This window comes from Pseudomonas sp. SJZ079 (genome assembly GCF_007993865.1).
In the GTDB taxonomy this organism is placed as follows: Bacteria; Pseudomonadota; Gammaproteobacteria; order Pseudomonadales; family Pseudomonadaceae; genus Aquipseudomonas.
Window position 1 is genome coordinate 24,548 of sequence record NZ_VIUH01000004.1, and the last position, 25,241, is coordinate 49,788.

A 25,241-nucleotide genomic window follows, 5' to 3' on the forward strand; every position below is an offset into this window, starting at 1 on the left:
GAGGGTGCTGGCCAAGGAGGCGGAACGCAGACAGTACATATCAGTACGGCAAGTTCCGCCGACACAGGCCAGCGCACTCCGACATGGCCATCAACCGTAGCGGCCGGTGATGTAGTCTTCTGTCTGCTTCTTCGCCGGGTTGGTGAACAACGCGTCGGTATCGCCGAACTCGATCAGCTTGCCCATGTACATGAACGCGGTGTAGTCCGACACCCGCGCGGCCTGCTGCATGTTGTGGGTGACGATGACGATGGTGTACTTGGACTTCAGCTCGTAGATCAGCTCTTCGACCTTGAGCGTGGAGATCGGATCGAGGGCCGAGCAGGGTTCGTCGAGCAGCAGCACTTCCGGCTGCACCGCCACGGTCCGGGCGATCACCAGACGCTGTTGCTGACCACCGGACAAACCCAGCGCCGAGTCGTGCAGGCGGTCCTTGACTTCGTCCCACAACGCCGCGTTTCTCAGCGACAGCTCCACCGCCTCGTCGAGCACGCGCTTCTGGTTCACGCCCTGGATACGCAGGCCGTAGACCACGTTCTCGTAGATGCTCTTGGGGAAGGGGTTGGGCTTCTGGAACACCATGCCGACCCGGCGGCGCAGTTCGGCAACGTCTTCGCCCTTGCGGTAGATATTGCGGCCGTCGAGGTTGATCTCGCCTTCGACGCGGCAGCCGTCGACCAGATCGTTCATCCGGTTGAAGGTGCGCAGCAGGGTCGACTTGCCGCAGCCGGACGGGCCGATAAAGGCGGTCACGCGCTGCTTGGGAATGTTCATGCTGACGTCGAACAGCGCCTGCTTGTCGCCATAGAACAGGTTGAGGCCGGGGACTTCCAGCGCCACGCTCTCTTCTGCCAGGTTCAGGCCCTGCTTCTCGCGGCCGAGGGCAGCCATGTTGATGCCGTGGGTGGGTGCTTGGTGCTGCATGGGATGCTCCCTACGCTAACAATTCGTTGAGCACGCCCGCCGCCAGTGAGGCCGCGGGCGTAAAAGGATTAATGATCCAGCGCCTTGTACTTCTCGCGCAGGTGGTTACGAATGAACACCGCGCTGAGGTTGAGCAGGGCGATTACCAGCACCAGCAGCAGCGCGGTGGCATACACCAGCGGCCGCGCGGCCTCGACGTTGGGGCTCTGGAAGCCGACGTCGTAGATATGGAAGCCCAGGTGCATGATCTTCTGGTCGAGGTGCAGATAAGGGTAGTTGCCGTCCAGTGGCAGCGCCGGCGCCAGCTTGACCACGCCCACCAGCATCAGTGGCGCCACTTCGCCGGCGGCACGCGCCACGGCGAGAATCAGGCCGGTCATCATCGCCGGGCTGGCCATCGGCAGCACCACCCGCCACAGGGTCTCGGCCTTGGTTGCGCCGAGCGCCAAAGAGCCCTCGCGCAAGGCCCGCGGTATCCGCGCCAGGCCTTCCTCGGTGGCGACGATCACCACAGGCACGGCGAGAATCGCCAGGGTCAGCGAGGCCCAGAGCAGACCCGGGGTGCCGAAGGTCGGCGCCGGAGCGGCTTCGGGAAAGAACAAACGGTCGAGCGAGCCGCCCAACACATAGACGAAGAAGCCCAGGCCGAATACCCCGTAAACGATCGCCGGCACGCCCGCCAGGTTGTTCACCGCGATGCGAATGATCCGGGTCATAGGGCCCTGCTTGGCGTACTCGCGCAGGTAGATGGCCGCCAGCACGCCGAATGGGGTAACGATCACCGCCATGATCAGGGTCATCATCACGGTGCCGAAGATGGCCGGGAAGATACCGCCCTCGGTGTTGGCCTCACGTGGATCGTCGCTGACGAACTCCCACAGTTTGGCGAAGTAGAAAGCGAGCTTGTCGGCCGTACCCATGGCGTTCGGCTGGTAGGCGCGCACCACCTTGCCCATGCTGATTTCCTGCTCGCGGCCGTCGACCGTGCGCACCGTCACGCTGTCGCGGTTGAAGGCGTTGTTCAACTCGATCAGCTGGCTTTCCAGTACTTTGTACTCGGCATCCCATACGGCGCGCTCGGCGTCCAGATCGGCCTGGGCGGCGGCATCCAATTGCCCGTTCAACTCCAGCCGGCGCTTTTGCAGGCGCAGATTCTCGAGGCCGTGATTGATCCGGCCAATGTCCTTCTTCTCCAGCGCCGATATCTGCTTGTGCAGTTCATCGATTCGGCCAACCCGCTGCTGCAACTCGCTCCAGGCGGCGTCACCCTCGGCGACCAACTGGCCGCTCTGTTTGACGTTGACCAGGTAGCCGTAGAAGTTGCCCCATTCGCGGCGTTCCATCACCAGCAGCTTGGCCGGGGTGCGCGAGTTGCTCATCCACTCGGCCACCACCCAGTTGAAATCGGCGTTGAACAGCTCACGGTTGCCCACCTTGAGCAGTTCGCGGGTCATGAACTCACCGCCTTTGACATCCACCGGCAGTCCGGCCGCGGCCAGGCGGGCGCGCGGCACCTGCTCGGCCTGCACCAGTTCACCGGCGAGCACCCGTGGCGCTTCGCCCGGCACCTGGTAGTCGGACTCGATGACATCGGCCGGCCAGAAGTGGGCCAGGCCACGGGTGGCGATCACGGCGAGCAGGCCGATGGTCATGATCACGGCGATGGAGACCCCACCGGCCGTCATCCAGACCCAAGGGGAGCCGCTCTTGAACCAGGATTTCAGGTTTTGCTGTTTCACGGACGTCTACCTTTCCAAGTCTCAGAGCGAGGCGTATTTCTTGCGCAGGCGGGTACGAATCACCTCCGCCAGGGTATTCATCACGAAGGTGAAGGACAGCAGCACAAGCGCGGCGAGGAACAGCACGCGGTAGTGAGTACTGCCGACTTCGGATTCCGGCATTTCCACCGCCACGTTGGCGGCCAGGGTGCGCAGGCCTTCGAAGATGTTCATTTCCATGATCGGCGTGTTGCCGGTGGCCATCAGCACGATCATGGTCTCGCCAACCGCACGGCCCATGCCGATCATCAGCGCCGAGAAGATCCCCGGACTGGCGGTGAGGATGACCACCCGAGTGAGGGTCTGCCAGGGCGTGGCGCCGAGCGCCAGGGAACCGAAGGTCAGGCTCTTGGGCACGCTGAACACGGCGTCTTCGGCGATCGAGTAGATGTTCGGGATCACCGCGAAGCCCATCGCCAGACCGACCACCAGGGCGTTGCGCTGGTCGAATGGGATACCCAGGTCATTGCTCAACCACAGACGCATGTCGCCGCCGAAGAACCAGTTCTCCATGTGCCCGCTCATGCCCAGGGAGAAGGTGCCGACCAGCAGAATCACCGGGATCAGCAGCGCCGCCTCCCAGCCATCCGGAACCAGCAGGCGTACCCGCTCCGGCAGACGGCTCCAGCCATAGCCCGCCAGCAGGATGCCGACCGGGGTGAGCAATAGCAGACTGAAGATGCCCGGCAGGTGGCCCTCCACATAGGGCGCGAGAAACAGGCCGGCGAAGAATCCAAGGATCACCGTCGGCAGCGCTTCCATCAACTCGATCACCGGTTTGACCTTGCCGCGCATGGCCGGCGCCATGAAGTAGGCGGTGTAGATCGCCGCGCAGATGGCCAGCGGCGCGGCCAGCAGCATGGCGTAGAACGCCGCCTTGAGGGTACCGAAGGTCAGCGGCGAGAGGCTCATCTTGGGTTCGAAGTCGCCATTGGCCGAGGTCGACTGCCATACATACTTGGGCTCGTCATAGTTCTCGTACCAGACCTTGCCCCACAGCGAACTCCAGGACACCTCGGGGTGCGGATTGTCGACCACAAAGCGCTGCAGCTGACCCTTGGACTCGACCAGCAAACGGCTGGCGCGCGGCGACAGGGCCGCGACGCCCGGCCCCTCGGCGACCTGCTCGATCAGCAGGGTGCGGTGCGCGGTGCTGTGGAAGATGCCCAGCTGACCGCTGGCGTCCAGGGCCATGAAACCCTTGCGGCGCTGCTCGGCAATGATCTGGGTGATGGCGCTGTCACCCAACTGGAAGTCGCGGATGCGGGTCAGCGCGGCCTTGCCATCGCTATCGCGGACCATGAACCACTGGGCGATACCGCCCTTGCTGGTGCCGATCAGCATCGAAATGCCACCGAGCAGCGGGCTCACGGTGGTCACCTCGGCCTCGCCTTCGAGCAACTTGTAACGGCCGTTCAGGCTTTTGTTACGCAGGTCGAAGACATCGGCGGTGGCCTTGCCGTTGAACACATAGAGCCACTGTTGCCGCGGGTCGATGACCATGTCCTTGATCGGCTCGGCGATCTGCGGCAGCTCGATGCGCCGCTCTTCCTGAGTCACTTCGCCGCTGAACAGATTCTCTTCGCGGCTGATCGACAGCACCTGCAACTCGCTGCCGGTGGAGGCGCTGAGCAGCAGCGTATCGCCGCTCTGATTGATCGCCACGTGTTCCAGCGCACGGCCCTGGCTATCCAGGCTGATCGGCGCTTCACCGAAGGGGTACTCCAGCGTCGGGGTGATGGTCTTGACGTTGTCCGGGTAACTGACCTTATAGGCGTGCTTGAACAACAGCACCTGACCGTTGGACAGTCCCAGGGCCACGCGCTGGCTACCCGGCTGATCCTCACTGACCGAAGTGATGCTCGCATCGGCCGGTAGCGGCAACTGGTACTGGCTCAACGCCGCGCCGTTCTTCAGCGCGAAGAACTGCACCCGGCCGGCGCGATCGAGGCGCATGGCGACCTTGTTCTGCTCTTCCACGGCCAGCAGCAGTGCCTCGCCCTGCCCGGCCAGCCACTGCGGCTGCTGGGACTTGCGCGCGTCCAGCTCGGCACCGGTGAACATCGGCAGCACCACATGGGCCAGATAGAAGAAAATCAGGGTAATCGCGGCCAATACGGCAAGACCGCCGATCGACACATACCAGCGCGTCAGACGATCCTTGAGCGCACGCCGGCGGCGTTTGCGCAGCATGGCGGGGGTATTGAAGTCCAGCCGTTGGCTGCTGTTCGAAGGAGCGGTCATGGAGTCTTTGGCCAAGTCGTTCATACGAGAATCTCTGGGCGGTTGCGCGCTAGCGCCCGTGGAATGAGCTGGAGGCTAACCTAACAAGCTTGTATGACAGAAACATTACAGCACGATGACACGACGAAACCCGCCGCTCCAACTGGAGGGGCGGGTTCGCCTGAAAAACGCCGCGACCCAAGGCCGCAGCGCGGGGCCGGGTGGTGTTACAGACCGGCTTCTTTCAGGGTTTTCTCTACTACTTTGGACGGCAGTGGGATGTAACCATCCTTGACCACCACTTCCTGACCCTGCTTGGACAGCACCATCTTGATGAATTCAGCTTCCAGCGGGCTCAGGGCCTTGTTCGGCGCCTTGTTCACGTAAACGTAGAGGAAACGCGCCAGCGGGTACTTGCCAGCCAGGGCATTCGCTTCGCTGGCCTCTTCGGCTACGCCATTCTTATCGACCAGTGGCACGGCGCGAACGCTCGAGGTCTTGTAGCCGATGCCCGAGTAACCGATGGCATTCAGGGTGCTGGAGATCGACTGCACCACGGAAGCCGAACCCGGCTGCTCGTTGACGTTAGCCTTGAAGTCACCTTTGCACAGGGCTTCTTCCTTGAAGTAACCGTAGGTGCCGGACACCGAGTTACGACCGAACAACTGAACCGGCTTGCTTGCCCACTCGCCACTCAGGCCAGCATCGCCCCAGGTCTTGATCTCTTTGGCTTCACCGCACAGACGGGTGTTGGAGAAGATCGCATCGACCTGCTGCATGCTCAGGCTCTTGATCGGGTTGTCCTTATGCACGAACACCGCCAAGGCATCGATAGCGACTGGAATGGCGGTCGGCTTGTAGCCGTACTTCTCTTCGAACGCCTGCAACTCGGCATCTTTCATCTGCCGGCTCATCGGGCCGAGGTTGGAAGTGCCTTCGGTCAACGCGGGCGGCGCAGTGGAAGAACCGGCAGCCTGAATCTGGATGTTCACGTTGGGGTAGAGCTTCTTGTAGTTCTCAGCCCACAAGGTCATCAGGTTGGCCAGGGTATCGGAACCGACGCTGGACAAGTTGCCCGAAACGCCCGAGGTTTTTTCATAGGTCGGCAGAGCCGGGTCGACAGCGGCAACCGCAGTGGCGGCAGCTACGCCAGCGGCGACAAAAGTCATGGCCGCCATCAAACGCTTCAGTTTCATGCCTTGCTCCTAACAAAATCAGGGTTGAGTTGAACGGGCCCAAGTATCTGCAGGCCATGTGACCAATCTATGAAATGCATATGACAGTTAGATGACCATTGTCGATTTTTCCAGCAATCAATCATTTTTGCCGACTGCGCCGCCTCCAGCCGCGGCGCCAGAGTCGCCCGCCGACCGCCCAGTCGGTATACTGGCAAAGCCCGCAACCTGCGGGCTCCGCGCCTACAACAACAACCGCGCCGCGAGCCTTACTAAATGAACGACTTCGAACAGGATGACCCGATACCCCAAGGCGACCTCGCCTTGCAGATCACCGCACTGCCGCGCGAAACCAATGGTTTCGGCGACATCTACGGTGGCTGGCTGGTATCGCAAATGGATTTGGCTGGTACCGCCATGGCCAGCAAGGTCGCCGGTGGCCGCGTCGCCACGGTAGCGATCGATCGCATGGCGTTCCTGGTGCCGGTCGCCGTCGGCGCGCAACTGTCCTTCTACACCCAGACCCTGGAGGTCGGTCGCAGCTCGATCCAGATGCTGGTCGAAGTGTGGAGCGACGACCCGCTGTCCAGCGAGTGGCGCAAGGTCACCGAAGCGGTGTTCGTCTTCGTCGCCATCGACGGCAGCGGTCGCACCCGTCCCGTACCCGCGCGGCGCTGATCCCCAGACAGAAAAACGCCGGCTCTGGAGCCGGCGTTTTTGTACGCGATAAAACTTAACCTCGAATGTTGTAGATGTCCTTCTCGGCGTGTTCGGCGTAGTCGTACAGACGCTGCAGATACGCTTTCTGCTGCGCCCACACCTTGCTCGCCGCAGGATCGGCGGCGGCGGAGGCATCGACCACTTCGGCAGCCACGCCCTTCAGCTTGGCCAACACTTCGTCCGGCAGGCGGCGTACTTCCACGCCATCGGCCTTGAGCTGCTCCAGAGCTTCCATGTTGCGCGCATCATAGTCGTCGAGCATGTCGGCATTCACATCGCGCGCCGCGGCACGGACGATGGCCTGCAGATCGGCCGGCAGGGTTTCCCAGGCCTTGATGTTGATGTCCAGTTCGAAGGTGACGTTCGGCTCCTGCCAACCCGGGGTGTAGTAGTACTTGGCCGCTTTGTGCAGACCCAGGGCCAGGTCGTTGTACGGGCCGATCCACTCGGTGGCATCGATCGCGCCGGTTTGCAGGGCGGTGAAGATTTCACCGGCCGGCATATTGACCACGGTACCGCCCATCTTGGTCAGCACTTCACCACCCAGACCCGGGGTGCGCATCTTCAGGCCGACGAAGTCGTCGACCGAGTTGATTTCCTTGTTGAACCAGCCGGCGGTCTGTACACCCGTGGCGCCACAGGCCATCGGCAGTACGCCGAACGGCTTGTAGACCTCTTCCCACAGCTGCATACCGCCGCCCTTGTACAGCCAGGCGTTCATTTCCTGGGCGTTCGGGCCGAACGGCAGCGCGCAGAAGAACTGCGCGGCCGGCACCTTGCCTTTCCAGTAGTAGGGCGCACCGTGACCCATTTCCGCGGTACCGCGGGACACCGCATCGAACACTTCGAGTGCCGGTACCAGCTCGCCGGCGGCATAGATCTTGACCTTCAGGCGGCCATTACTCATGTCCTCGACCAGCTTGGCGAAGCGTTCGGCACCCACGCCTACACCCGGGAAGTTCTTCGGCCAGGAGGTGACCATTTTCCAGCTGAAAGTCTCAGCCTGCGCACCTTCTTGGGGTTTGCCGGCGGTTTCCGGTTCTTTACCACAGCCAGCCAGTGCGGTGGCGGCCAGGCCAACGCCTGCGGCTGTGAGAATTTGACGACGTTTCATGCAAAGCTCCTTCTTGTTGTATTGGTCTGACCACAGGATCGCTGTTGCCAGACTGTGCCTGCGTAACATAGGGGCAACTGCCCCTCAAGCCTAGTAGATACGACTAAAGTTGTAGTGGCATTGCTGCGATACCCTCGGCATGCCTAGAATCGCCGATTTGCCCGCCCCTCCTCACCCATAACGATAAGGACTCGACATGTCCGACCAACCTCCTCTACCGCTGCGCCTCGCCCGCGCCCTCGATGCGCTGAACCAGCGCTTCGGCCAGGCTTGCGCCTGGTTGACCCTGTTTCTGGTGCTCGGCACCGCCATCGTGGTGATTCTGCGTTACGGTTTCGGCATCGGCGCCACCGCCCTGCAAGAAGCCGTGCTTTACGCCCACGCCCTGGTGTTCATGGGCGCCGCGGCCTGGGCCCTGCAACGCAACGCCCATGTTCGCGTGGACATCTTCTACCAGAAGTTCAGCGGCCGCCGCCAAGCCCTGGTGGAGATCTTAGGCAACCTGCTGTTCCTCCTGCCGTTTTGCCTGTTCCTCGGCTGGAGCAGCTGGGATTACGTCGGCAACTCCTGGTCGACCCTGGAGGCCTCCAGCGAATCGGGCGGCCTGGCATTCGTCTACCTGCAGAAAAGCATCATCCTGATACTGGTCGTCAGCCTGGCGCTGCAGGGCCTGTCCGACCTGATCAAATCCATTTACTTGCTCGCCGGTCACCTGCCCGCGTCGGAGGTGAAGCATGGCTGAGTTAATGCCCATTCTGCTGTTCGCATGCATCTGCCTGGCGCTGATGGCCGGCTACCCGGTGGCCTTCACCCTCGGCGGCATGTCCCTGCTGTTCGCCGGCATCGGCGTGCTCACCGGCACTTTCGATGCCACCTACCTGAGCGCCCTGCCCAACCGCCTGTTCGGCATCATGAACAACCAGACCATGCTGGCGGTGCCGCTGTTCGTGTTCATGGGCGTGATGCTGGAGAAGTCGCGGGTCGCCGAAGACCTGCTGGAATCGATGTCGCGACTGTTCGGCACCTTGCGCGGCGGCCTGGCGATTTCCGTCTGCGTGGTCGGCGCGTTGCTCGCCGCCAGCACCGGCATCGTCGGCGCTACCGTGGTAACCATGGGCCTGATGGCGCTGCCGACCATGCTCCGGCGTGGTTACGACCCGGCCATCTCCACCGGCACCCTGGCCGCCACCGGCACCCTCGGGCAGATCATTCCGCCGTCGATCGTGCTGGTGCTGCTGGGTGACGTGATGTCCAGCGCCTACCAGCAGGCGCAGCTGAAAATGGGTATCTTCTCGCCGAAAACCGTATCGGTCGGCGACCTGTTCGTCGGCGCCTTTCTGCCCGGCATGCTGCTGGTCGGCCTGTATATCCTCTACATCATCGGCGTCGCCGTGCTGCAGCCGAAGAAGCTGCCGGCGCTGCCGAAGGATGAACTCGGCCCGATCGAGTGGGGCAAGCTGTTCAACGCCCTGCTGCCGCCACTGATGCTAATCGCCGCGGTACTGGGTTCGATCCTCGCCGGCTACGCCACCCCCACCGAAGCCGCGGCGCTCGGCGCGCTCGGCGCCATGCTGCTGGCCTTGGGCAAGCGCAAGCTGAACTTCTCGCAGATGCGTGAAGTGGCCTATGGCACCACCGAAATCAGCTCCATGGTGTTCCTGATTCTGATCGGTGCCTCGCTGTTCTCCCTGGTGTTCCGCGGTTTCGGCGGCGAAGTGCTGATCGAGGACGTGTTCGCCCAGCTACCGGGTGGCGTGCTCGGCGCCTTCTTCCTGGTGATGCTGGTGATCTTCCTGCTCGGCTTTATCCTCGACTTCATCGAGATCACCTTCGTGGTGGTGCCGATTGTCGGGCCGGTGTTGCTGGCCATGGGGCTGGACCCAGTCTGGTTGGGCGTGATGATCGCGCTGAACCTGCAGACCTCCTTCCTCACCCCGCCGTTCGGCTTCGCCCTGTTCTACCTGCGCGGCGTCACTCCGCCCTCCGTGCCGACCAGCACCATCTACAAGGGCGTGCTGCCGTTCATCCTGATCCAGCTGTTCCTGCTGGTGATCGCCTATCAGTTCCCGGGCCTGATCACCTGGCTGCCGGAACAGGTCTACGGCAAGTAATCCCCCTGCGCCCTCTCCCATCCGCGGGAGAGGGCCATCCCGCCAGTCCTCGCAGCAGCCTACTCACTTCTCAGCGCCTCCACCGGATGCAGCCGCGCCGCCTGCCGCGCTGGGGCCAAGCCGGCGACTACGCCGATGCCGACCGACAACAGCAGCGCCAGCAGCAGGAACAGCGGTTGCAGCGATAATGGCAGATCCGGCAGCCCCAGTTGCAGCAGGCCCAACAGCAGCGCCATCAACAGCAAGCCGAGCACCCCGCCGGCCAGGGACAGCAACACCGCCTCGGCGAGGAACAGGCCGAGCACCTGCCGCGGAGTGGCGCCGATGGCGCGCAGCAGACCGATTTCGGCGGTGCGCTCGCCGACCGTGGTGGTCATGATGGTGAGGATGCCCACCGCACCGACCAGCAAGGAGATGCCGCCCAGGGCAGCCAGGGCCAGACTGAGGGTGGCGAGCACCCGATCCAGGCTGCCGAGCATGTCGTCCTGGGCGGTCAGGCGGAAGTCTTCGGCGCCATGCCGTTCGCTGAGCAGCCGGCGGATTTTCTCGCTCAGGCGCGCGGAGGTGGTGCCGCCGTTGAACACCAGGTTGATCTCCATCACGCCCTCGCGGTTGAACAGGCTCTGCGCCCAATCCACCGGAATGTAGGCGATATCGTCCAGATCGAAACCGAGTAGCTGACCCTTCTCCGCCATCACCCCGATCACCCGGAAGCGCGTGCCGCCGACGCGGATCAACTCACCCACCGGGTTACGCGGACCGAACAGCTCGCGGCGCAAGCGCGCACCGAGCACCGCATAGGGCGGTGAGCGGCCGTCGCGCGCCTGCGGCAGGTACTGACCGAGCGCCAGCTTGAAGCGCCAGGCCTCGGCTAGCTGGTGGCCGCTGCCGAAGATGTCGCTGCGCCGCGAACGCGCACCGAACTGGATGTCGCCGCTGCCCTGGATCACCGGCACCACCGCCTCGACATTCGGCAGACGGCGCAGGGCATCGGCGTCGGCCAGGGTCAGTGGGCGCACGCTGCTGAGCAGGCTGCCCAGGCCACCGGTCTGGGTCTTGCCGGGATGCACCGCGATGATCCGCGTGCCGAACTGCGAGAAACCCTCCATCGCGTAACCGCGCAGCCCTTCACCGATGGCGGTGAGCAGCGCCACCGCAGCGATGCCGATGGCCACCCCGAGCAGGGTCAGGCCACTGCGCAGCGGCCGACTGGTCAGCGCCGAACGGGTCAGGGTGAAGCCATCTCGCCAGCGCATGGCGGTCCTCCCGTGCAGCCGTGCTGCGGTTGTCGGTCATGCCTTCGCGCGGTGAGGCTCTGCCCACAGCAGCCCCGCCACAGTTCGGTTTCAGCGGGTGCCCGGCGGGCGCAGCGCCATCACCGGCTGCAGCTTCGCCGCCTGGCTGGCCGGCAACCAGGCGAACAGCAACGCCGTGACGAACGCCAGCAGCACGGCGCCGAGCCGCGCCCACCAGGGCGCATAGAACGGCAGTCCCGTAGCCTGACGGCCGAGCCAGAGCAGTGTCTCGCCGAGCGCCAAGCCGCTCAGGGCGCCGACCAGCGCCAGCAGTGCGGCTTCGCCGAGAAACAACAGGCGGACCTGCGCCGCCGTCGCGCCGATGGCCTTGAGCAGGCCGATTTCGGCGGTGCGCTGGCTGACCGCAATCCAGGTCACGTTCATGATCAGGATGCCGGCCACCACCAGGCTGATGGCGGCGATCCCGGCCACCGCCAGGGTCAGCACCCGGAGGATGTCATCGAAGGCGCTGAGCATGCTGTCCTGGCTGATCAGGGTGACGTCCTCCTCGCCCTCGTGGCGCGCCTTGAGGCTGGCGAGGATCTGCCGCTTGGCGCTGGCCATGAAGCTCGGCCCACGCACCTCGGCGAACACTCGGAACAGGCCTTCGCGATTGAACAGCGCCTGGGCGCTGGCCACCGGAATCACCAGCAGCTCGCCAAAGTCCATGCCCAAGGCCTCGCCGCGTTCGGCGAGGATGCCGATCACGCGAAAACGCCGGTCGCCGACCCGCAGCCATTCGCCCAGGGCCGGGGCGCTGCCGAACAACTCGCGGCGTAGCGTGGCGCCAATCACGCAGAAGGCTGCGGCCTGGTTCGGTTGCAACTTCGGCAATGGCCGGCCCTGGGCGACGATCAGTTGGCGAATGGCGAAGAAGTCGTGGGTGGTGCCAAGAATGAAAGCATCCCGCGTGCGGTTGCCGGCGTTCACCTGCGCCTGGCCGGCCTGCAGCGGCGCGACCCGGCGAATCAGCGGCAAGCGCGCAATGGCCTGAGCGTCGCGCAGAGTCAGGTCGCGCGGCGCCAGACCGCTGATCGGCGGCATACCGCCGCTGGTTTCCTTGCGCCCGGGCAGCACGATCAGGGTGTTGCGGCCGAGCAAGGAAAACTCGCCGAGGATGAAGGTGCGCGCGCCTTCGCCGAGGCCGGTCAACAGAATCACCGCGACCACGCCGATGACCATCACCAGCAACAGCATCAGGCTGCGCGAACGGTGTCCGCGCAGCGCGCCGAGCCACAGGGTCACGGCATCGGCGGCGCGCATCAGGCCGGCACCAGGCTCGGTTCGGCGAGGATGCAGCCATCGCGCATATGGATCTGCCGGCGGGCGCGTCGCGCCAGCACCGCGTCATGGGTCACCACCAGCAGGGTCAGGCCCTCGGCGTTGAGCTCTTCCAGCAGGGCGATCACCTCGGCGCCGGAATGGCTGTCGAGATTGCCGGTCGGCTCGTCGGCCAGCAGCAAAAGCGGGCGCATGACCATGGCGCGGGCGATGGCCACCCGCTGGCGCTGACCTCCGGACAGCTCGCCCGGGCGGTGGGCGCTGCGCTCACCCAGGCTCAGGCGCTCTATCAGCGCGGCACTGCGGCGGCGGCGCTCGGCCGGCTCGATGCCGGCCAACAGCATCGGCAGCTCGATATTTTCCAAGGCGCTGAGCCGGGGGATCAGGTGATAGGACTGAAACACGAAACCGATCCAACGGCTGCGCAACTCGGCCCGGCGCTCCTCGCTCAAGCTCGCCGTCGCCTCGCCATTCAGCCAGTATTCGCCGCTATCCGGCGCATCCAGCAGGCCGAGGATATTCAGCAGCGTCGACTTGCCCGAACCGGACGGCCCCCGCACCGCCAGGTAATCCCCGGCAGTGACGTCCAGGCTGACCCGGTCCAGGCCTAGCACCTGCTGCTCGCCGATCTGAAAACGGCGGGTCACCTCGCGCAAGCGGATCATGGCGACGACTCCGTCGCGGTCTGCGGGATCACCTTCACACCATCGCCGAGGGCCTCCTGATCGAGGCTGGCGAGAATCTGCGTACCTGCCTCCAGCCCATCCAGCACCTCGGTCCAGCGCCAGTTGGCCAAGCCGGTGTGCACCGTCACCTCGCGCAGCACCCCCGCCGCGGCGTCGTAGCGCAGCACCCGCTGGCCCTCCAGCAGGCTCTCGGTGGGGATGCGCAGGGCATCGCGCTTGCGCTCCAGGAGCACCTCGACATCGGCGCTGTAGCCGGTGAGCAGGGCCAGACCGGGCGGCACCTCGGCGAAACGCACCTCGATATCGACGGTGCGCGCCTGTTTCTCCAGCTCCTGCACGAAGGGGGCGATGCGGCTGACCTCGCCGGCGAAATGCTGATCGCGATAGGCGTCCAGGCTGATCCGCACCGGCAGGCCGAGGTGCACGCGGGAGACGTCCACCTCGTCGATCGGCGCCTGCACGTACAGGCAGCTGTCGTCGATCAGGTCCACCGCCGGCGGCGTCGGAATCCCCGGTGGCGAGGGGGTGATGTACTCGCCCAGCTCGCCGTTGATCTCCGCCACTATGCCGGCGAAGGGTGCGCGCAGGCTGGTCTGCTCCAGCAACGCGCGCTGCAGCGCCAGGCCCGCTTCGGCCTCGTGGATCTGCGACTCGCTGGCGTCACAGGCCAGCTGCGCCAACCGCGCACGGGTCGCCACCTGATCCAAACGGTCGTCGGCGACCAGCTTGCGTTCGGCCAGGCGACTCAGGCGCTGATGATCGCGGCGGTCCAGCTCGGCCTGCAGACAGCGCTGCTGACGCTGGTTGCGCAGGCCGTTGAGGCGTGCCTCGGCCTCCGCCAGCCTTGCCTGCTGCTCATCCTGGCGCAGGCGCATCAACAGCTCGCCCTTGAGCACCCGCTGACCCTCGCCGATCAGCAACTCGTCGACCTGGCCGCCCGTCTCGAAGGACAGGTGTGAACGTCGGCAGGACTTCAGGGTGCCGGCACGGGTGTTGGCCACCAGTGCCTCGACCGGCCCCCGTTCGACCGCCAGCAACCGCACCGCCAGCGGCTGCGGACGACTCCACCACCAGCCCAACGCCACCAGGCCGGCGACTATTACCAGGGCGATCAACAGTTTGCGCATGCAGCTCTCCGTTACAGCGATCTCCTCCATCCAAGGGTAGTCGGGATGTCACGCTCGGCACGAAAACTCGAAACGCCAGCGGCGTTCGAGCCACGCCGCTCGGTCATTCGCCATTGGCCTTTTCCTCCGACTGGGTTCAAATTCCCTTATGTATTACCGAGGAGTGCAGCCATGAACAGTGCAGAGCAGACCCCGCAGGTCGAACGGGTAGAAATGGACGAGTTGGTCTGCTGGCGGGTGCGCACGGCGCAGGCCGAATTACTGGTGGCCCAACAGGGCGCACAGGTGCTGAGCTATCAACAGCATGGTCAGCCAGCGCTGATCTGGCTCAGCGAGCAGGCCAGCTACAAGAAGGGTCAGTCGCTGCGCGGCGGGGTGCCGGTGTGCTGGCCCTGGTTCGGCGACCTGGCGCGCAACCCGCAGCCGGTGCAGACGATGTACCAGAGCGGGCGCATGATAGTCCCGGCCCACGGCCTGGTACGCGGCGCGGACTGGCAACTGCTGGGGGTGGAGAACGAGGGTGACGGCGTGCGCATGGACTTCGCCTTCATCGAGCCGGATAACGGCCTGCCGGGCTGGCCGGGGGTCAGCCTGAACCTGAGCATCCGCCTCAACCAGCACCTGCAGATCAGCCTCACCAGCCATAACCAGGGCAGCGCGCCGGCGGCCATCAGCCAGGCGCTGCACAGCTACTTCGCGGTCAGCGATGTGCGTCAGGTGGAAGTCGAAGGGCTCGGCGGCAGCCGCTATATCGAGACGCTGGAGGACTGGCAGGAGCGCTGGCAGGACGGCAACCTGCGCATCAGCGGCGAGACCGACCGCATCTACCTGGGCCTGCCCGCCGAGCTGAGCATCCTCGATCCAGGCTGGCAGCGGCGCATACACCTGCAGACCAGCGGTTCGCGCTCGGCGGTGCTGTGGAACCCCTGGGTGGACAAGGCCAAGCGCCTCTCGCAATTCGCCGAAGACGCCTGGCAGGGCATGCTCTGCATCGAGTCGGCCAACGTGCTGGACGATGCGCTGACCCTGGCGCCCGGCGAGCAGCACAGCCTGAGCATGACGCTGTGGTCGGAACCCTTGGCCGATTGAGCGCGGCAGCGAGGCCGGCCTTAGCAGGCCGTTGAAAATGTAGCGAGCGAAGGCTAGGCAAGGCGAAATCGGCCGAAACGCAGCGAAGCGGAGTAACAGCCAAAGGCTGGCCCGAAGGGCGAGCGGTAGCGAGTCAAAAGCGCAGTTTACGTGGTGAATGAGCATTTGATTCGCTTCGCTCACCCCTTCGGGGCCGCGCTAAAGCGCGTTCAACGCTGCGCTTTTGTGAGGCTGGTTTCAACGCCGCATAGCCGAGCGCAGTAGTTATTCAACGGCCTGCTACAGGTCGGCCTCCTCCACCAGGCGCACCCCTTTGGCATCCAGCGCATAGGCGGCATCCGCCAGCTCGTTGCTGACCTGCTCGACCTTGAGGGTGCCGCTGACCCACAGCGGCGCGTAGATATCCTCCAGCTCGATGCCCTGCGGGTAACGCACCAGCACCAACTGGTTAGGCGGCGGTGGCGGCACGTGGATGCAGGCGCCGGGGTAAGGCACCAGGAAGAACAAGGTGCTGCGGCCCTGGGCGTCGGTTTCCAGCGGCACCGGGTAACCGCCCAGGCGAATCGCCTTGCCGTCCAGCGCGGCCACGGTCTTGGCCGAATACATCACCGCCGGCAAATTCTTGTCCTGCTGCCGGAGCCCGTTCGGGTTGTAGAAGGCGCCGTCCTGCTCGGGACTGTCGTGGCTGATCTCAGGCATGGCCTCCAGCGCCTGGCGGTCGGCTTCGGGCATCAGTTCCAGCCAGTCGGTTTCCGCCAGCTCGGCATGCACCAGGCTACTCAGCAGCAGGAGGGACAACAGCAGATGGCGCATAGCTGTACTCGTAGATGATCGGGACGCTAAGGGTCCAGAGCGTGGGTAAATATCAATCGCCGTCGCGCCCGATGCGTAGCCCGGATGCAATCCGGGAGCGGTCTTTCAGGCGCCGGACTTCCCCGGATTACATCCGGGCTACTAAAAGGCTGTCCACTTGACCCAGGGGAACGGCATTGCTGGAGCAGGCGAGCATTCTTTCACCACTTCTCAGTTCTTCTTGATCGCGCCGTAGATGATCAGCAGGACGATGGCGCCGACCACCGCGCCGATAAAACCGGCGCTCTGCCCCGCCTGGTAGATGCCCAGCGCCTGGCCGCCGTAGGTCGCGGCGATGGCGCCGCCGATGCCCAGCAGGATGGTCATGATCCAGCCCATGCTGTCGTTGCCCGGTTTGAGAAACCGTGCGATCAGGCCAACGATCAGGCCGATGAAAATAGTGCCGAGAATGCCCATGACATGCGCTCCGAATAGATTGGAGGCGCCAGGCTTCTGCTTCAAGTCTGGCGTTAAGCCATCAGACGGGATGCAACTGCAGAGGTTCAATGGCCGACGCATGGCGCCGCCCGCAGACGGCGCCAAAAATCGACTCAGGCCTGCGCGATCAGCGCCTGGACGGCGGCAATCTTCGCCTCCAGGGTGGCGCGGTCGGCGCAGCGCAGGGTGGCGTGGCCGACCTTGCGCCCGACCTTGAAGGCCTTGCCGTAGTGGTGCAGATGGCAGTCGTCGATCGCCACCACCTTGCTCACGTCCGGCACCACGCCGATGAAGTTGAGCATGGCGCTCTCGCCGACCTTGGTGGTCGGCCCCAGCGGCAGGCCGGCGACGGCGCGCAGGTGGTTCTCGAACTGGCTGCACTCGGCGCCTTCGATGGTCCAGTGCCCGGAGTTGTGCACGCGCGGGGCGATCTCGTTGGCCTTGAGGCCGCCGTCGACTTCGAAGAACTCGAAGGCCAGCACGCCGACGTAGTTGAGCTTGTTCAGCACACGGCTGGCGTAGTCCTCGGCCAGCGCTTGCAGCGGATGCTCGCTGCTGGCCACGGACAGGCTGAGGATGCCGCTGTCGTGGGTGTTGTGCACCAGCGGGTAGAAGCGCGTCTCGCCATCGCGGCCACGCACGGCGACCAACGACACTTCGCCGCTGAACGGCACGAAGCCCTCCAACAGGCAGGGCACGCTGCCCAGCTCGGCGAAGGCATCGACCACGTCGGAGGCAGCACGCAGAACCTTCTGGCCCTTGCCGTCGTAGCCCAGGGTGCGGGTCTTCAGCACCGCCGGCAGGCCGATGCTGGCGGCTGCGGCATCGAGGTCGGCTTGCGACTGGATGTCGGCGAACGCCGGGGTCGGGATGCTCAGTTCCTTGAACATCGACTTCTCGAACCAGCGGTCGCGGGCGATGCGCAGCGATTCGGCGCAGGGGTAGACCGGCACGAACTGCGAGAGGAAGGCCACGGTCTCGGCCGGTACGCTCTCGAACTCGAAGGTCACCAGATCGACCTCATCGGCCAGCTGACGCAGGTGATCCTGATCGCCGTAGTCGGCGCGGATATGCTCGCCGAGGGCCTGGGCGCAGGCGTCCGGCGCCGGGTCGAGGAAGGCGAAGTTCATCCCCAGCGGGGTCCCCGCCAGGGCCAACATGCGACCCAACTGGCCGCCACCGATTACACCAATCTTCATGCTGCTACCTCATCAACTGCCGCAAGCGCCTGCGGCCCTGCGCACAACCTGTGGGAGCGGGCTCGCCCGCGATACTCTTACCAGGCCAAGCCCTGAGCGGCCATCAGGCCTCGCGCGGGTCCGGATTATCCAGCACGGTCTCGGTCTGTTCCTGGCGGAACTGCTTGAGCGCGGCGTGGAACTGCGGGTGCTGGTGACCGAGGATGCTCGCCGCCAACAGCGCCGCGTTGACCGCACCGGCCTTGCCGATGGCCAGGGTGGCGACCGGGATGCCGGCCGGCATTTGCACGATCGACAGCAGCGAATCGACGCCCGAGAGCATCGCCGACTGCACCGGCACGCCGAGCACCGGCAGGTGGGTCTTGGCCGCGCACATGCCCGGCAGGTGCGCGGCGCCACCGGCACCGGCGATGATCACCTGGATGCCACGCGCCTCGGCCTCTTCGGCGTACTGGAACAGCAAGTCCGGAGTGCGGTGGGCAGACACCACTTTGACTTCATAGGGAATGCCCAGCTTGTCCAGCATCTCGGCGGTGTGGCTAAGGGTGGACCAATCGGACTTGGAGCCCATGATCACGCCAACCAGTGCGCTCATCGTCGTGCCTCTTCATCGGGCGCCTCACGGCGCGTCAAAAACCAACAAGCCACGCAAAGTGCGTGGCTTGTCATGATCGGGTCAAACCCGCGAGCAGGCGGGTTTTAAGGCGGCGCAGTATAGCGTAACGACACAAAGAGCGCCCCCCCTGCATGACCGTCCGTCCGCCAGCTCTGGCGCCGGGGGGCGCGGGCTTTCTCTCTATATACAGGCAGTGAGCGCCTGCGCCCTTGAGCTAGACGCCTGTACTGGAGCAAACTGCCACTACGACCACGCCGTTCAGGCAGGATATGGATATCTGCATGTGCCTTCGCTACCCCTCTCAATCGATGACTCTATGCCTGAAATATAGGCAGGGTTTGTGGTGCCTTGGGTTTTACGATTGTGAGGGGAGCAAGTGTTGGCTACATAAGACCATTGGGTATCCCAATATGGGCATAGGGGCTGGATATGGAAATTGTTCCCATATCCAAGTATGTCGGATAATTACTAATTAGCGATTCATATGAAATTTAAAGTATCTGAAAATTTTAAAATCAAAGGGCGGCGGCATACAATTCTCGCCTCAATGTTAGTTGCCCTTTTGATCATCGGCCTTGTATGGATGTTTTTTGGCAGCACAACAACCACCAATCAAACCATATCAATAGTCGGTATTTTTTTGCTTTTAAGATACCTTCCTCATGCTTATAGAAACATAATAAACAACGATTCATCATACCCCGAGCTAGAAATTCTGGAGCATGACAACAAGCTTAATATTTCGCACAAGGGCGCGACTGTGAGCATGCCACTCACCGACTTTGAGAATTTAATTATCCAAAACAACAAAGGCCAAATAAAATCAATACTACTTACAACAAAGTCGTTCAGCAACTTACGTTTTGAAGGCTACGAAAATCAAGAAGTTCTCGCAAAATTGCTCAAAAAATATACCCCGGAAGGGAAAACAAAAATTGCTACGTGGTATCACCGCTAACAAGGCGCTGAAGCCGCTAATTTTATTCACTGGGACCGGCGAAGACAGCCATTAGCTTAATAGTTATGCATATGAATATTGACCTAGAATTTCATCCACGCCGTAAAAAGCCCCTGTACGCAGCAACGATATTACTTGTCGGAATTATAACTACAATGTGGGCCACCAAGGTCTCACCAATACTTTCTCTTGCCATAGGCGGCTATTGGTTTTTTCTGCTACTCAAGACAATGACCAATAAAATTGTAAAAATATCAAAAACACAAATTGTGATTTCCAGCCTAATTGGCCAGCTTCAATTAAACAGAAAAGTTTTCCCGATGTCTAATTTTTACGGCGTAAGAAATAGAGTTCACTGGGGTCACTACAAACATTGCCAAACCGAGCTGGTTGGTGGGAATGGTGTGTTCCTACCAATTCGAGTTGAGCTCATGACAGAAAAAATAACCCCCGAAGCACGTGAGTTAAAAGAGAATCTTGTAAAAATCTTTAAGCTTGAGTCATGCCGTGACTTCGAGCATGCATAACAATTGGTAAAATCGCTCGCTTCGTTCACTGGCACGGAGCTAAAGGGGTCCGGCTGGCCGCGAGATGATCACCCGCCGCTTCGCCACGGTGGAACCGGTGTTCGGTAATCTACGCCACAACAAACGCCTGGATCGCTTCAGCCTGCGTGGCCGCGAGCGGGTGGATGGCCAGTGGAAGCTCTACTGCATCACCCACAACATCGAAAAACTTTCCCACCGCGGGGCCTGGTCATGACAACCAGACCGCAGGAAACCATCCAGACACCCCTCACGCGCCCCATCAAAGCCCGTGAATGGCCAACCACTCACATATCCGCCCAAAACACCCATCGCCCGATGTGCGCTCAGCTTCTTGAAAAAGTGCTGCGAGCCTGGATAGCGGGAGTGGTTTTGGGGTTTTTCTACAGCTTCGTTAGGCATTAGCTCTATGACAGGCGCACCAAAGATTGAAGGCAGTAAATTAGTGGTCCTACGCATGACGGGAGTCGCTATGATTATTGCCTGCGTCAACTATGCGTACATTGGATACATCACTGGAATCATTGAGGTCGGGACAAGGCGCAATTCGTTCATAATGGCAGGTGAAAACCTCTGGCCTGGCTATTTATTTTTACTATCATCCGCAGCAATATCGATATTCTTGTTATTCATAAATAAAAGCCAAACTAAAAACTTCAACACTCTTGCGAAAATACTTGGTGGCGCATGGTTCGTAATGCTTGGTGCCTGCATACTAACTAACATAAGCGCACGCTAACGCCTAACTAGGCGTATATGGTCAGCTAAAGAGGACGGAGTGATTTATTTTTTACCAGCCGAGTTCCTGAATGCATTAATCAGGGCGACAACAGGTAGGAGATCAGAATGATACTGACTGGAGAATGCTTTTGTGGCTCCGTCGCCTATGAAATAGCCGGAACGGTGCGTGACGCGCGCTCCTGCCATTGTTCCAAGTGCCGAAAAGCATTCAGCTCACAAGCGTCTTCCTACGCTCTCGTGGAGCCGGATCAGTTCACATGGACGCGAGGGCAAGAGCTACTAACTACTTTTTCCAGCGGGTCCGGCTTTGGCCTGCAATTCTGTAGCAAATGCGGTTCAACGCTCTGTGGTGTTTTCAACGGTCAGATTCATGGCATTACCCTGGGTTGCTTGAACGACGATCCAGGCATTGAAATAGGCAGGCATATATTTGTTGGTTCAAAAGCAAGCTGGGAGGTCATCCCGGATTCTGTCGTTCAATATGCAGAGAATTCACCTGAACCAGAAAGCGAGTAGCCTGGATACCTAAGTGCCGTCCTGACTTCTGTAGGGTGGGCAACGCTCTGCTTGCCCACCAACTGCCTCCCCACTTCCCAGCTCTCGCTCGGCCGTTTTTCCGTGCTGGCTGCATGTTCGGGTTTCGCCCCCTAGTGCGGGTTACTTGTTGTTTGCCCCGTATCGGCGTCCGTTGCAAAGAACAAGTAACCAAGAAGAAAGCACACCCGCATTCGGCCCTGGCTGCACCAGGAGCCCCGAACGCCGGCACCAGCTTCTGCGCATAGCCGTGATCTGCTGGCAGATAAACAGGCCAAAGCCGATCCAGCCAGACCCGCGGTATGCTTCTTGCTGCTTCCAACCACCCGAAGTAGCGGATGCCGTCGATGTTGCATGCCCACCTGACCACCCTGCATGTGGTTTCGCTGATTCTCGAGTTGTTCGCCGAGCGGCCCGAATCCACCGAGGCCTTGCTCGCCGGCAGCGGCATCCAGGCCGGTGACCTGGCCAGCGGCGAGCAGCGCATCACCCGCACCCAGGAATTACAGGTGTGCGCCAATGCCCTGGACCGGCACGCCGACCTCGGTCTGACCCTGGGCCGGCGTCTGCATGTGTCGTCCTACGGTCTGCTCGGTTACGCCGCGCTGTCGAGTGCCACCTTTGGTGACGCCTGGCGGCTGCTGTTGCAGTACCCGGCCCTGCTCGGCACCTACTTCAAGCTGGACCTGAGCGTCGAGGGCGAGCTGGCCTGGGTCAGTGCGGCCGAGTATCGGCATGCGCCGGCGCTGGAACAGTTCAATGTGGAGATGTGCCTGGCCTCGCTGAAACTGGTCTGCGATGACCTGCTCGGTCGGCCCGTGCCGCTGGCCGCGGCGCAGTTCCGCCATGCCCGGCCGGCCTATGCCGAGCGTTACCCGGCCAGCTTCGCCTGCCCGTTGCAGTTCGGCGCCGCGCGCAATGCCTTCGCCTTTCCCGCCGAGTGGCTGCAACGGCGTCTGCCGCTGGCCGATCCGGTCACCCATCAGGAGATGCTCGCCCGCTGCCGCAAGCTGAATGTCGAGTTCACCACCCGCCAGGCCTGGCTGCAGCGCGTGCGCGAGGAGCTGACCAGCCACCTGGCCGAGCCGCCGGGGCTGGAGGCGCTGGCGCAGCAGATGCACTGCTCGCCGCGCACCCTGCGCCGCCACCTGCAGGAGCTCGGCACCCATTATCAGGAGCTGCTCGACGAACTGCGCTTCGAGCACGCCAAGAACCTGCTCGGCCAGGAGGACTGGCCGATCTGCCGCATCGCCGAGGCACTCGGTTTCAGCGAGAGCGCCAGCTTCCGCCATGCCTTCCAGCGCTGGAGTGGGGTCGCGCCGAGTCGCTTCCGCGCGTAGCCTGGATTAGCCGCAGGCGTAATCCGGGGCTTCGGATTGTCGGATTACGCTTCGCTAATCCAACCTACGTTCTTCATCACGGCTGGCTGTGGCCGGAATATTTGGCCACTTCGATCCCCTATTGGCCGTTGCCAGCGTTCCCCAGTCGGCCGACCCGGCGAACAATGACTCCCACAACAACAAACCGGGAGCCGCCCGCACATGCTGACCTATTACAGCGACGACCATCACCTGCACCACGGCAGCTGCGAGCTGATGAACGGGCAACTGGTGCCCTGTTTCGAGAAGCCGCAACGCGCCGACCATATCCTGGCGCGGGTCAAGGATCGCCAGCTCGGCGAGGTACGCGCGCCCAAGGATTTCGGTCGCGCGCCACTGCAGCGCATCCACAGTGCGGCTTATCTGGAGTTTTTCGAAGGCGCCTGGGCGCGCTGGCAGGAGCAGGCCGGTCAGGGTGACCTGCTGCCCTACACCTGGCCGGCGCGCACCCTGCGCTCGGTCATGCCGACAAGCCTGCACGGCCAGCTCGGCTACTACAGCTTCGACGCCGGCGCGCCGATCACCGCCGGCACCTGGCAGGCCGCCTATAGCGCCGCGCAAGTGGCGCTCAGCGCCCAGGCGGAAATCGCCGCCGGCGCCCGTAGCGCCTTCGCCCTGTGTCGCCCGCCCGGCCACCACGCGGCCGCCGATGTGATGGGCGGCTACTGCTACCTGAACAATGCGGCCATCGCCGCCCAGGCCTTCCTCGATCAGGGCCGGGCCAAGGTGGCGATCCTTGACGTCGACTACCACCACGGCAACGGCACCCAGTCGATCTTCTACGACCGCAGCGACGTGCTGTTCGCCTCGATCCACGGCGACCCGCTGGCGGAGTTCCCATTCTTCCTCGGCTATGCCGATGAAACTGGCGCAGGCGCCGGCGAAGGCTGCAACCACAACTACCCGTTGCCGGCCGGCAGCGCCTGGCAGGAATGGGGCGCAGCCCTGGAGCAGGCCTGCCAGCGCATCGCCGAGTACGGCGCAGAAGTGCTGATCGTCTCGCTCGGCGTGGACACCTTCAAAGACGACCCGATCTCCCAGTTCAAGCTCGACAGCCCGGACTACCTGCGCATGGGCCAACGCATCGCCGCCCTCGGCCTGCCGACCCTGTTCGTCATGGAGGGCGGCTACGCGGTGGAGGAGATCGGCATCAATGCGGTGAACGTGCTGGAAGGTTTCGAAGCGAGCTGATCCCGGGATGGACGGCGCTCGTTTCGTCCACCGGGGCCAGCCTGGTGGATGGATAAACCGTCATCCACCCCGACACAATCCCGCGCGCCCGAGCGCGGTGACAGCATTACAACAAGAATGGAGTGACCTCGATGAACAGAATCACCCAGCTATTCGGCGCGACCCTAGTCGCTACCGCGCTGTGCAGCGCGGCCCAGGCGCAGACCGCGGAGAAGCCGCGCGAGTTGCGCGTATTCAACTGGGCCGACTACATGCTGCCGTCGGTGCCCAAGGAGTTCCAGGCCAAATCCGGCATTCAGCTGACCTGGGACGTGTTCGACACCAACGAGGCGCTGGAGGCCAAGCTGCTCACCGGCAACTCCGGCTACGACCTGGTGGTGCCGACCAACACCTTCCTCGACACCGAGATCAGGGCCGGGGTGTTCCAGAAGCTGGACAAGTCCCAGCTACCCAACTGGAAGCACCTCGACCCGGCCCTGCTGGAGCTGATGACCGCCAACGACCCCGGCAACGAGCATGCGGTGCCCTACATGTACGGCACCGTGCTGATCGGCTTCAACCCGGAAAAGGTCAAGGCCGCGCTCGGCGAGGACGCCCCGGTGAACAGCTGGGACCTGATCTTCAAGGAAGAGAACGCCGCCAAGCTGGCGAAGTGCGGGGTGACCATGCTCGACTCGCCGGGCGAGATCCTGCCGATCGCCCTGCATTACCTGGGCCTGGACCCGAGCAGCAGCAAGCGCGAGGACTACGACAAGGCCACTGAGCTGCTGCTGAAGATCCGTCCGCACGTGCGCTACTTCCACTCGGCCAAGTACATGAACGACATCGCCAACGGCAACATCTGCGTGGCCATCGGCTATTCGGGCAGCTTCTACCAGTTCGCCAACCGTGCCAAAGAAGCCGGCAACGGCGTGGTGGTCGACTGGCGCCTGCCCAAGGAAGGCGCACCGCTGTGGTTCGACTCCTTCGCCATCCCGGCCAGCGCGCAGAACGTCGACGAGGCCCACGAGTTCCTCAATAACTTGCTCGACCCGAGCGTGGTCGCGCCCATCAGCACCTTCCTCGGCTACCCGAGCCCGAACAAGGACGCCATGCCACTGGTCAGCGCGGAGATCCGCGACAACTCCGACCTGACTCCGACGGCCGAGGCGCAGAAGACCCTGTATGTGCTCAAGCCGCTGCCGCTGAAGACCGAACGCATCCGCACCCGCGCCTGGACCCGGATCAAGTCGGGCACCTGAGTACCGCCCCAGGGGGCTGCCTCG

24 protein-coding genes are annotated in these 25,241 nt (G+C 62.9%); 11 read left to right on the forward strand and 13 right to left on the reverse strand.

Annotated elements, in window-relative coordinates; translation table 11 throughout:
• Positions 1–90: 90 nt before the first annotated feature.
• The 4 genes from pstB to FBY03_RS05640 all read right to left on the reverse strand — a co-directional run bounded on the left by pstB (position 91) and on the right by FBY03_RS05640 (position 6,121).
• Positions 91–924: a phosphate ABC transporter ATP-binding protein PstB gene (pstB, locus tag FBY03_RS05625; protein WP_147171216.1), complete on the reverse strand. Its 834-nt coding sequence runs from the start codon at positions 922–924 to the stop codon at positions 91–93.
• Positions 925–992: 68 nt separating this feature from the next.
• Positions 993–2,609, reverse strand: a complete 1,617-nt coding sequence (pstA, locus tag FBY03_RS05630) for a phosphate ABC transporter permease PstA (protein ID WP_178090578.1) — start codon at positions 2,607–2,609, stop codon at positions 993–995.
• A gap of 75 nt (positions 2,610–2,684) precedes the next feature.
• The gene (locus tag FBY03_RS05635; protein ID WP_147171218.1) at positions 2,685–4,970 is read right to left on the reverse strand and encodes an ABC transporter permease subunit; all 2,286 of its coding nucleotides are present in this window, start codon (positions 4,968–4,970) and stop codon (positions 2,685–2,687) included.
• A 182-nt stretch (positions 4,971–5,152) separates the two neighbouring features.
• Positions 5,153–6,121 (reverse strand): PstS family phosphate ABC transporter substrate-binding protein, encoded by a 969-nt coding sequence (locus FBY03_RS05640; RefSeq protein WP_147171219.1) that lies wholly within the window; start codon positions 6,119–6,121, stop codon positions 5,153–5,155.
• A gap of 255 nt (positions 6,122–6,376) precedes the next feature.
• Here FBY03_RS05640 and FBY03_RS05645 point away from each other — a divergent pair, with 255 nt between their 5' ends.
• A complete protein-coding gene (locus FBY03_RS05645) occupies positions 6,377–6,778 on the forward strand; it encodes an acyl-CoA thioesterase (RefSeq protein ID WP_147171220.1) in 402 nt (133 codons plus the stop codon).
• A gap of 55 nt (positions 6,779–6,833) precedes the next feature.
• On the opposite strand, the gene FBY03_RS05650 is transcribed toward FBY03_RS05645, so the two are convergent.
• A complete protein-coding gene (locus FBY03_RS05650; RefSeq protein ID WP_147171221.1) occupies positions 6,834–7,934 on the reverse strand; it encodes a TRAP transporter substrate-binding protein in 1,101 nt (366 codons plus the stop codon).
• Between the two features lie 196 nt (positions 7,935–8,130).
• Here FBY03_RS05650 and FBY03_RS05655 point away from each other — a divergent pair, with 196 nt between their 5' ends.
• Together FBY03_RS05655 and FBY03_RS05660 are read left to right on the forward strand one after the other, a co-directional pair.
• Positions 8,131–8,676 carry a TRAP transporter small permease subunit gene (locus FBY03_RS05655; RefSeq protein WP_147171222.1) on the forward strand — a complete coding sequence of 182 codons (546 nt, stop codon included), beginning with the start codon at positions 8,131–8,133 and terminating at the stop codon, positions 8,674–8,676.
• Positions 8,669–10,045 (forward strand): TRAP transporter large permease subunit, encoded by a 1,377-nt coding sequence (locus FBY03_RS05660; protein WP_147171223.1) that lies wholly within the window; start codon positions 8,669–8,671, stop codon positions 10,043–10,045. Before FBY03_RS05655 ends, FBY03_RS05660 begins: the two co-directional genes overlap by 8 nt.
• A gap of 59 nt (positions 10,046–10,104) precedes the next feature.
• Here FBY03_RS05660 and FBY03_RS05665 read toward each other — a convergent pair whose 3' ends face one another.
• From FBY03_RS05665 to FBY03_RS05680, 4 genes are all read right to left on the reverse strand, one after another.
• A complete protein-coding gene (locus tag FBY03_RS05665; RefSeq protein WP_147171224.1) occupies positions 10,105–11,301 on the reverse strand; it encodes an ABC transporter permease in 1,197 nt (398 codons plus the stop codon).
• A gap of 90 nt (positions 11,302–11,391) precedes the next feature.
• Positions 11,392–12,603 (reverse strand): ABC transporter permease, encoded by a 1,212-nt coding sequence (locus tag FBY03_RS05670; RefSeq protein WP_147171225.1) that lies wholly within the window; start codon positions 12,601–12,603, stop codon positions 11,392–11,394.
• A complete protein-coding gene (locus FBY03_RS05675; RefSeq protein ID WP_147171226.1) occupies positions 12,603–13,286 on the reverse strand; it encodes an ABC transporter ATP-binding protein in 684 nt (227 codons plus the stop codon). Before FBY03_RS05675 ends, FBY03_RS05670 begins: the two co-directional genes overlap by 1 nt.
• On the reverse strand, positions 13,283–14,434 hold the full coding sequence (locus FBY03_RS05680) for an efflux RND transporter periplasmic adaptor subunit (RefSeq protein ID WP_147171227.1): 1,152 nt from the start codon (positions 14,432–14,434) through the stop codon (positions 13,283–13,285). The genes FBY03_RS05675 and FBY03_RS05680 overlap by 4 nt, the downstream gene beginning before the upstream one ends.
• 171 nt (positions 14,435–14,605) lie before the next feature.
• Here FBY03_RS05680 and FBY03_RS05685 point away from each other — a divergent pair, with 171 nt between their 5' ends.
• Positions 14,606–15,523 carry a D-hexose-6-phosphate mutarotase gene (locus tag FBY03_RS05685; protein ID WP_147171228.1) on the forward strand — a complete coding sequence of 306 codons (918 nt, stop codon included), beginning with the start codon at positions 14,606–14,608 and terminating at the stop codon, positions 15,521–15,523.
• Positions 15,524–15,802: 279 nt separating this feature from the next.
• On the opposite strand, the gene FBY03_RS05690 is transcribed toward FBY03_RS05685, so the two are convergent.
• From FBY03_RS05690 to purE, 4 genes are all read right to left on the reverse strand, one after another.
• Complete coding sequence (locus FBY03_RS05690) at positions 15,803–16,336, reverse strand: DUF3299 domain-containing protein (RefSeq protein ID WP_147171229.1); 534 nt, start codon at positions 16,334–16,336, stop codon at positions 15,803–15,805.
• Between the two features lie 210 nt (positions 16,337–16,546).
• Positions 16,547–16,792 (reverse strand): GlsB/YeaQ/YmgE family stress response membrane protein, encoded by a 246-nt coding sequence (locus FBY03_RS05695; RefSeq protein ID WP_147171230.1) that lies wholly within the window; start codon positions 16,790–16,792, stop codon positions 16,547–16,549.
• A gap of 134 nt (positions 16,793–16,926) precedes the next feature.
• A complete protein-coding gene (locus FBY03_RS05700) occupies positions 16,927–18,012 on the reverse strand; it encodes a 5-(carboxyamino)imidazole ribonucleotide synthase (RefSeq protein ID WP_147171231.1) in 1,086 nt (361 codons plus the stop codon).
• Positions 18,013–18,115: 103 nt separating this feature from the next.
• Positions 18,116–18,607 carry a 5-(carboxyamino)imidazole ribonucleotide mutase gene (purE, locus tag FBY03_RS05705; RefSeq protein WP_147171232.1) on the reverse strand — a complete coding sequence of 164 codons (492 nt, stop codon included), beginning with the start codon at positions 18,605–18,607 and terminating at the stop codon, positions 18,116–18,118.
• A 505-nt stretch (positions 18,608–19,112) separates the two neighbouring features.
• On the opposite strand from purE, the gene FBY03_RS05710 reads away from it, so the two are divergent.
• The 7 genes from FBY03_RS05710 (at position 19,113) to FBY03_RS05740 (ending at position 25,217) form a co-directional block, all read left to right on the forward strand.
• Complete coding sequence (locus FBY03_RS05710) at positions 19,113–19,586, forward strand: hypothetical protein (RefSeq protein ID WP_147171233.1); 474 nt, start codon at positions 19,113–19,115, stop codon at positions 19,584–19,586.
• 71 nt (positions 19,587–19,657) lie between these two features.
• A complete protein-coding gene (locus FBY03_RS05715; RefSeq protein ID WP_147171234.1) occupies positions 19,658–20,113 on the forward strand; it encodes a hypothetical protein in 456 nt (151 codons plus the stop codon).
• A 64-nt stretch (positions 20,114–20,177) separates the two neighbouring features.
• Entirely contained in the window at positions 20,178–20,348 is a 171-nt protein-coding gene (locus FBY03_RS05720) for a transposase (protein ID WP_218570757.1), read from the forward strand.
• Between the two features lie 629 nt (positions 20,349–20,977).
• Positions 20,978–21,388, forward strand: a complete 411-nt coding sequence (locus tag FBY03_RS23465; RefSeq protein WP_147171235.1) for a GFA family protein — start codon at positions 20,978–20,980, stop codon at positions 21,386–21,388.
• A gap of 365 nt (positions 21,389–21,753) precedes the next feature.
• Positions 21,754–22,746 carry an AraC family transcriptional regulator gene (locus tag FBY03_RS05730; RefSeq protein WP_147171236.1) on the forward strand — a complete coding sequence of 331 codons (993 nt, stop codon included), beginning with the start codon at positions 21,754–21,756 and terminating at the stop codon, positions 22,744–22,746.
• A gap of 201 nt (positions 22,747–22,947) precedes the next feature.
• Positions 22,948–23,976 (forward strand): histone deacetylase family protein, encoded by a 1,029-nt coding sequence (locus tag FBY03_RS05735; RefSeq protein WP_147171237.1) that lies wholly within the window; start codon positions 22,948–22,950, stop codon positions 23,974–23,976.
• A 131-nt stretch (positions 23,977–24,107) separates the two neighbouring features.
• Positions 24,108–25,217, forward strand: coding sequence for a polyamine ABC transporter substrate-binding protein (locus FBY03_RS05740; RefSeq protein ID WP_147171238.1), 1,110 nt, complete (start codon positions 24,108–24,110; stop codon positions 25,215–25,217).
• Positions 25,218–25,241 lie beyond the last annotated feature (24 nt).

Coding starts and splice junctions, on each gene's coding strand:
- FBY03_RS05670 (WP_147171225.1), bottom strand. CDS start 12,603: ATGCGCGCCGCCGATGCCGTGACCCTGTGGCTCGGCGCGCTGCGCGGA.
- pstA (WP_178090578.1), bottom strand. CDS start 2,609: ATGACGGCCGGTGGGGTCTCCATCGCCGTGATCATGACCATCGGCCTG.
- FBY03_RS05640 (WP_147171219.1), bottom strand. CDS start 6,121: ATGAAACTGAAGCGTTTGATGGCGGCCATGACTTTTGTCGCCGCTGGC.
- FBY03_RS05715 (WP_147171234.1), top strand. CDS start 19,658: ATGAATATTGACCTAGAATTTCATCCACGCCGTAAAAAGCCCCTGTAC.
- FBY03_RS05720 (WP_218570757.1), top strand. CDS start 20,178: ATGATCACCCGCCGCTTCGCCACGGTGGAACCGGTGTTCGGTAATCTA.
- FBY03_RS05700 (WP_147171231.1), bottom strand. CDS start 18,012: ATGAAGATTGGTGTAATCGGTGGCGGCCAGTTGGGTCGCATGTTGGCC.
- FBY03_RS05635 (WP_147171218.1), bottom strand. CDS start 4,970: ATGAACGACTTGGCCAAAGACTCCATGACCGCTCCTTCGAACAGCAGC.
- FBY03_RS05710 (WP_147171233.1), top strand. CDS start 19,113: ATGAAATTTAAAGTATCTGAAAATTTTAAAATCAAAGGGCGGCGGCAT.
- FBY03_RS05665 (WP_147171224.1), bottom strand. CDS start 11,301: ATGCGCTGGCGAGATGGCTTCACCCTGACCCGTTCGGCGCTGACCAGT.
- FBY03_RS05685 (WP_147171228.1), top strand. CDS start 14,606: ATGAACAGTGCAGAGCAGACCCCGCAGGTCGAACGGGTAGAAATGGAC.
- FBY03_RS05645 (WP_147171220.1), top strand. CDS start 6,377: ATGAACGACTTCGAACAGGATGACCCGATACCCCAAGGCGACCTCGCC.
- FBY03_RS05695 (WP_147171230.1), bottom strand. CDS start 16,792: ATGGGCATTCTCGGCACTATTTTCATCGGCCTGATCGTTGGCCTGATC.
- FBY03_RS05690 (WP_147171229.1), bottom strand. CDS start 16,336: ATGCGCCATCTGCTGTTGTCCCTCCTGCTGCTGAGTAGCCTGGTGCAT.
- FBY03_RS05660 (WP_147171223.1), top strand. CDS start 8,669: ATGGCTGAGTTAATGCCCATTCTGCTGTTCGCATGCATCTGCCTGGCG.
- FBY03_RS05650 (WP_147171221.1), bottom strand. CDS start 7,934: ATGAAACGTCGTCAAATTCTCACAGCCGCAGGCGTTGGCCTGGCCGCC.
- FBY03_RS05655 (WP_147171222.1), top strand. CDS start 8,131: ATGTCCGACCAACCTCCTCTACCGCTGCGCCTCGCCCGCGCCCTCGAT.
- FBY03_RS05735 (WP_147171237.1), top strand. CDS start 22,948: ATGCTGACCTATTACAGCGACGACCATCACCTGCACCACGGCAGCTGC.
- FBY03_RS05675 (WP_147171226.1), bottom strand. CDS start 13,286: ATGATCCGCTTGCGCGAGGTGACCCGCCGTTTTCAGATCGGCGAGCAG.
- pstB (WP_147171216.1), bottom strand. CDS start 924: ATGCAGCACCAAGCACCCACCCACGGCATCAACATGGCTGCCCTCGGC.
- FBY03_RS05740 (WP_147171238.1), top strand. CDS start 24,108: ATGAACAGAATCACCCAGCTATTCGGCGCGACCCTAGTCGCTACCGCG.
- FBY03_RS05680 (WP_147171227.1), bottom strand. CDS start 14,434: ATGCGCAAACTGTTGATCGCCCTGGTAATAGTCGCCGGCCTGGTGGCG.
- FBY03_RS05730 (WP_147171236.1), top strand. CDS start 21,754: ATGTTGCATGCCCACCTGACCACCCTGCATGTGGTTTCGCTGATTCTC.
- FBY03_RS23465 (WP_147171235.1), top strand. CDS start 20,978: ATGATACTGACTGGAGAATGCTTTTGTGGCTCCGTCGCCTATGAAATA.
- purE (WP_147171232.1), bottom strand. CDS start 18,607: ATGAGCGCACTGGTTGGCGTGATCATGGGCTCCAAGTCCGATTGGTCC.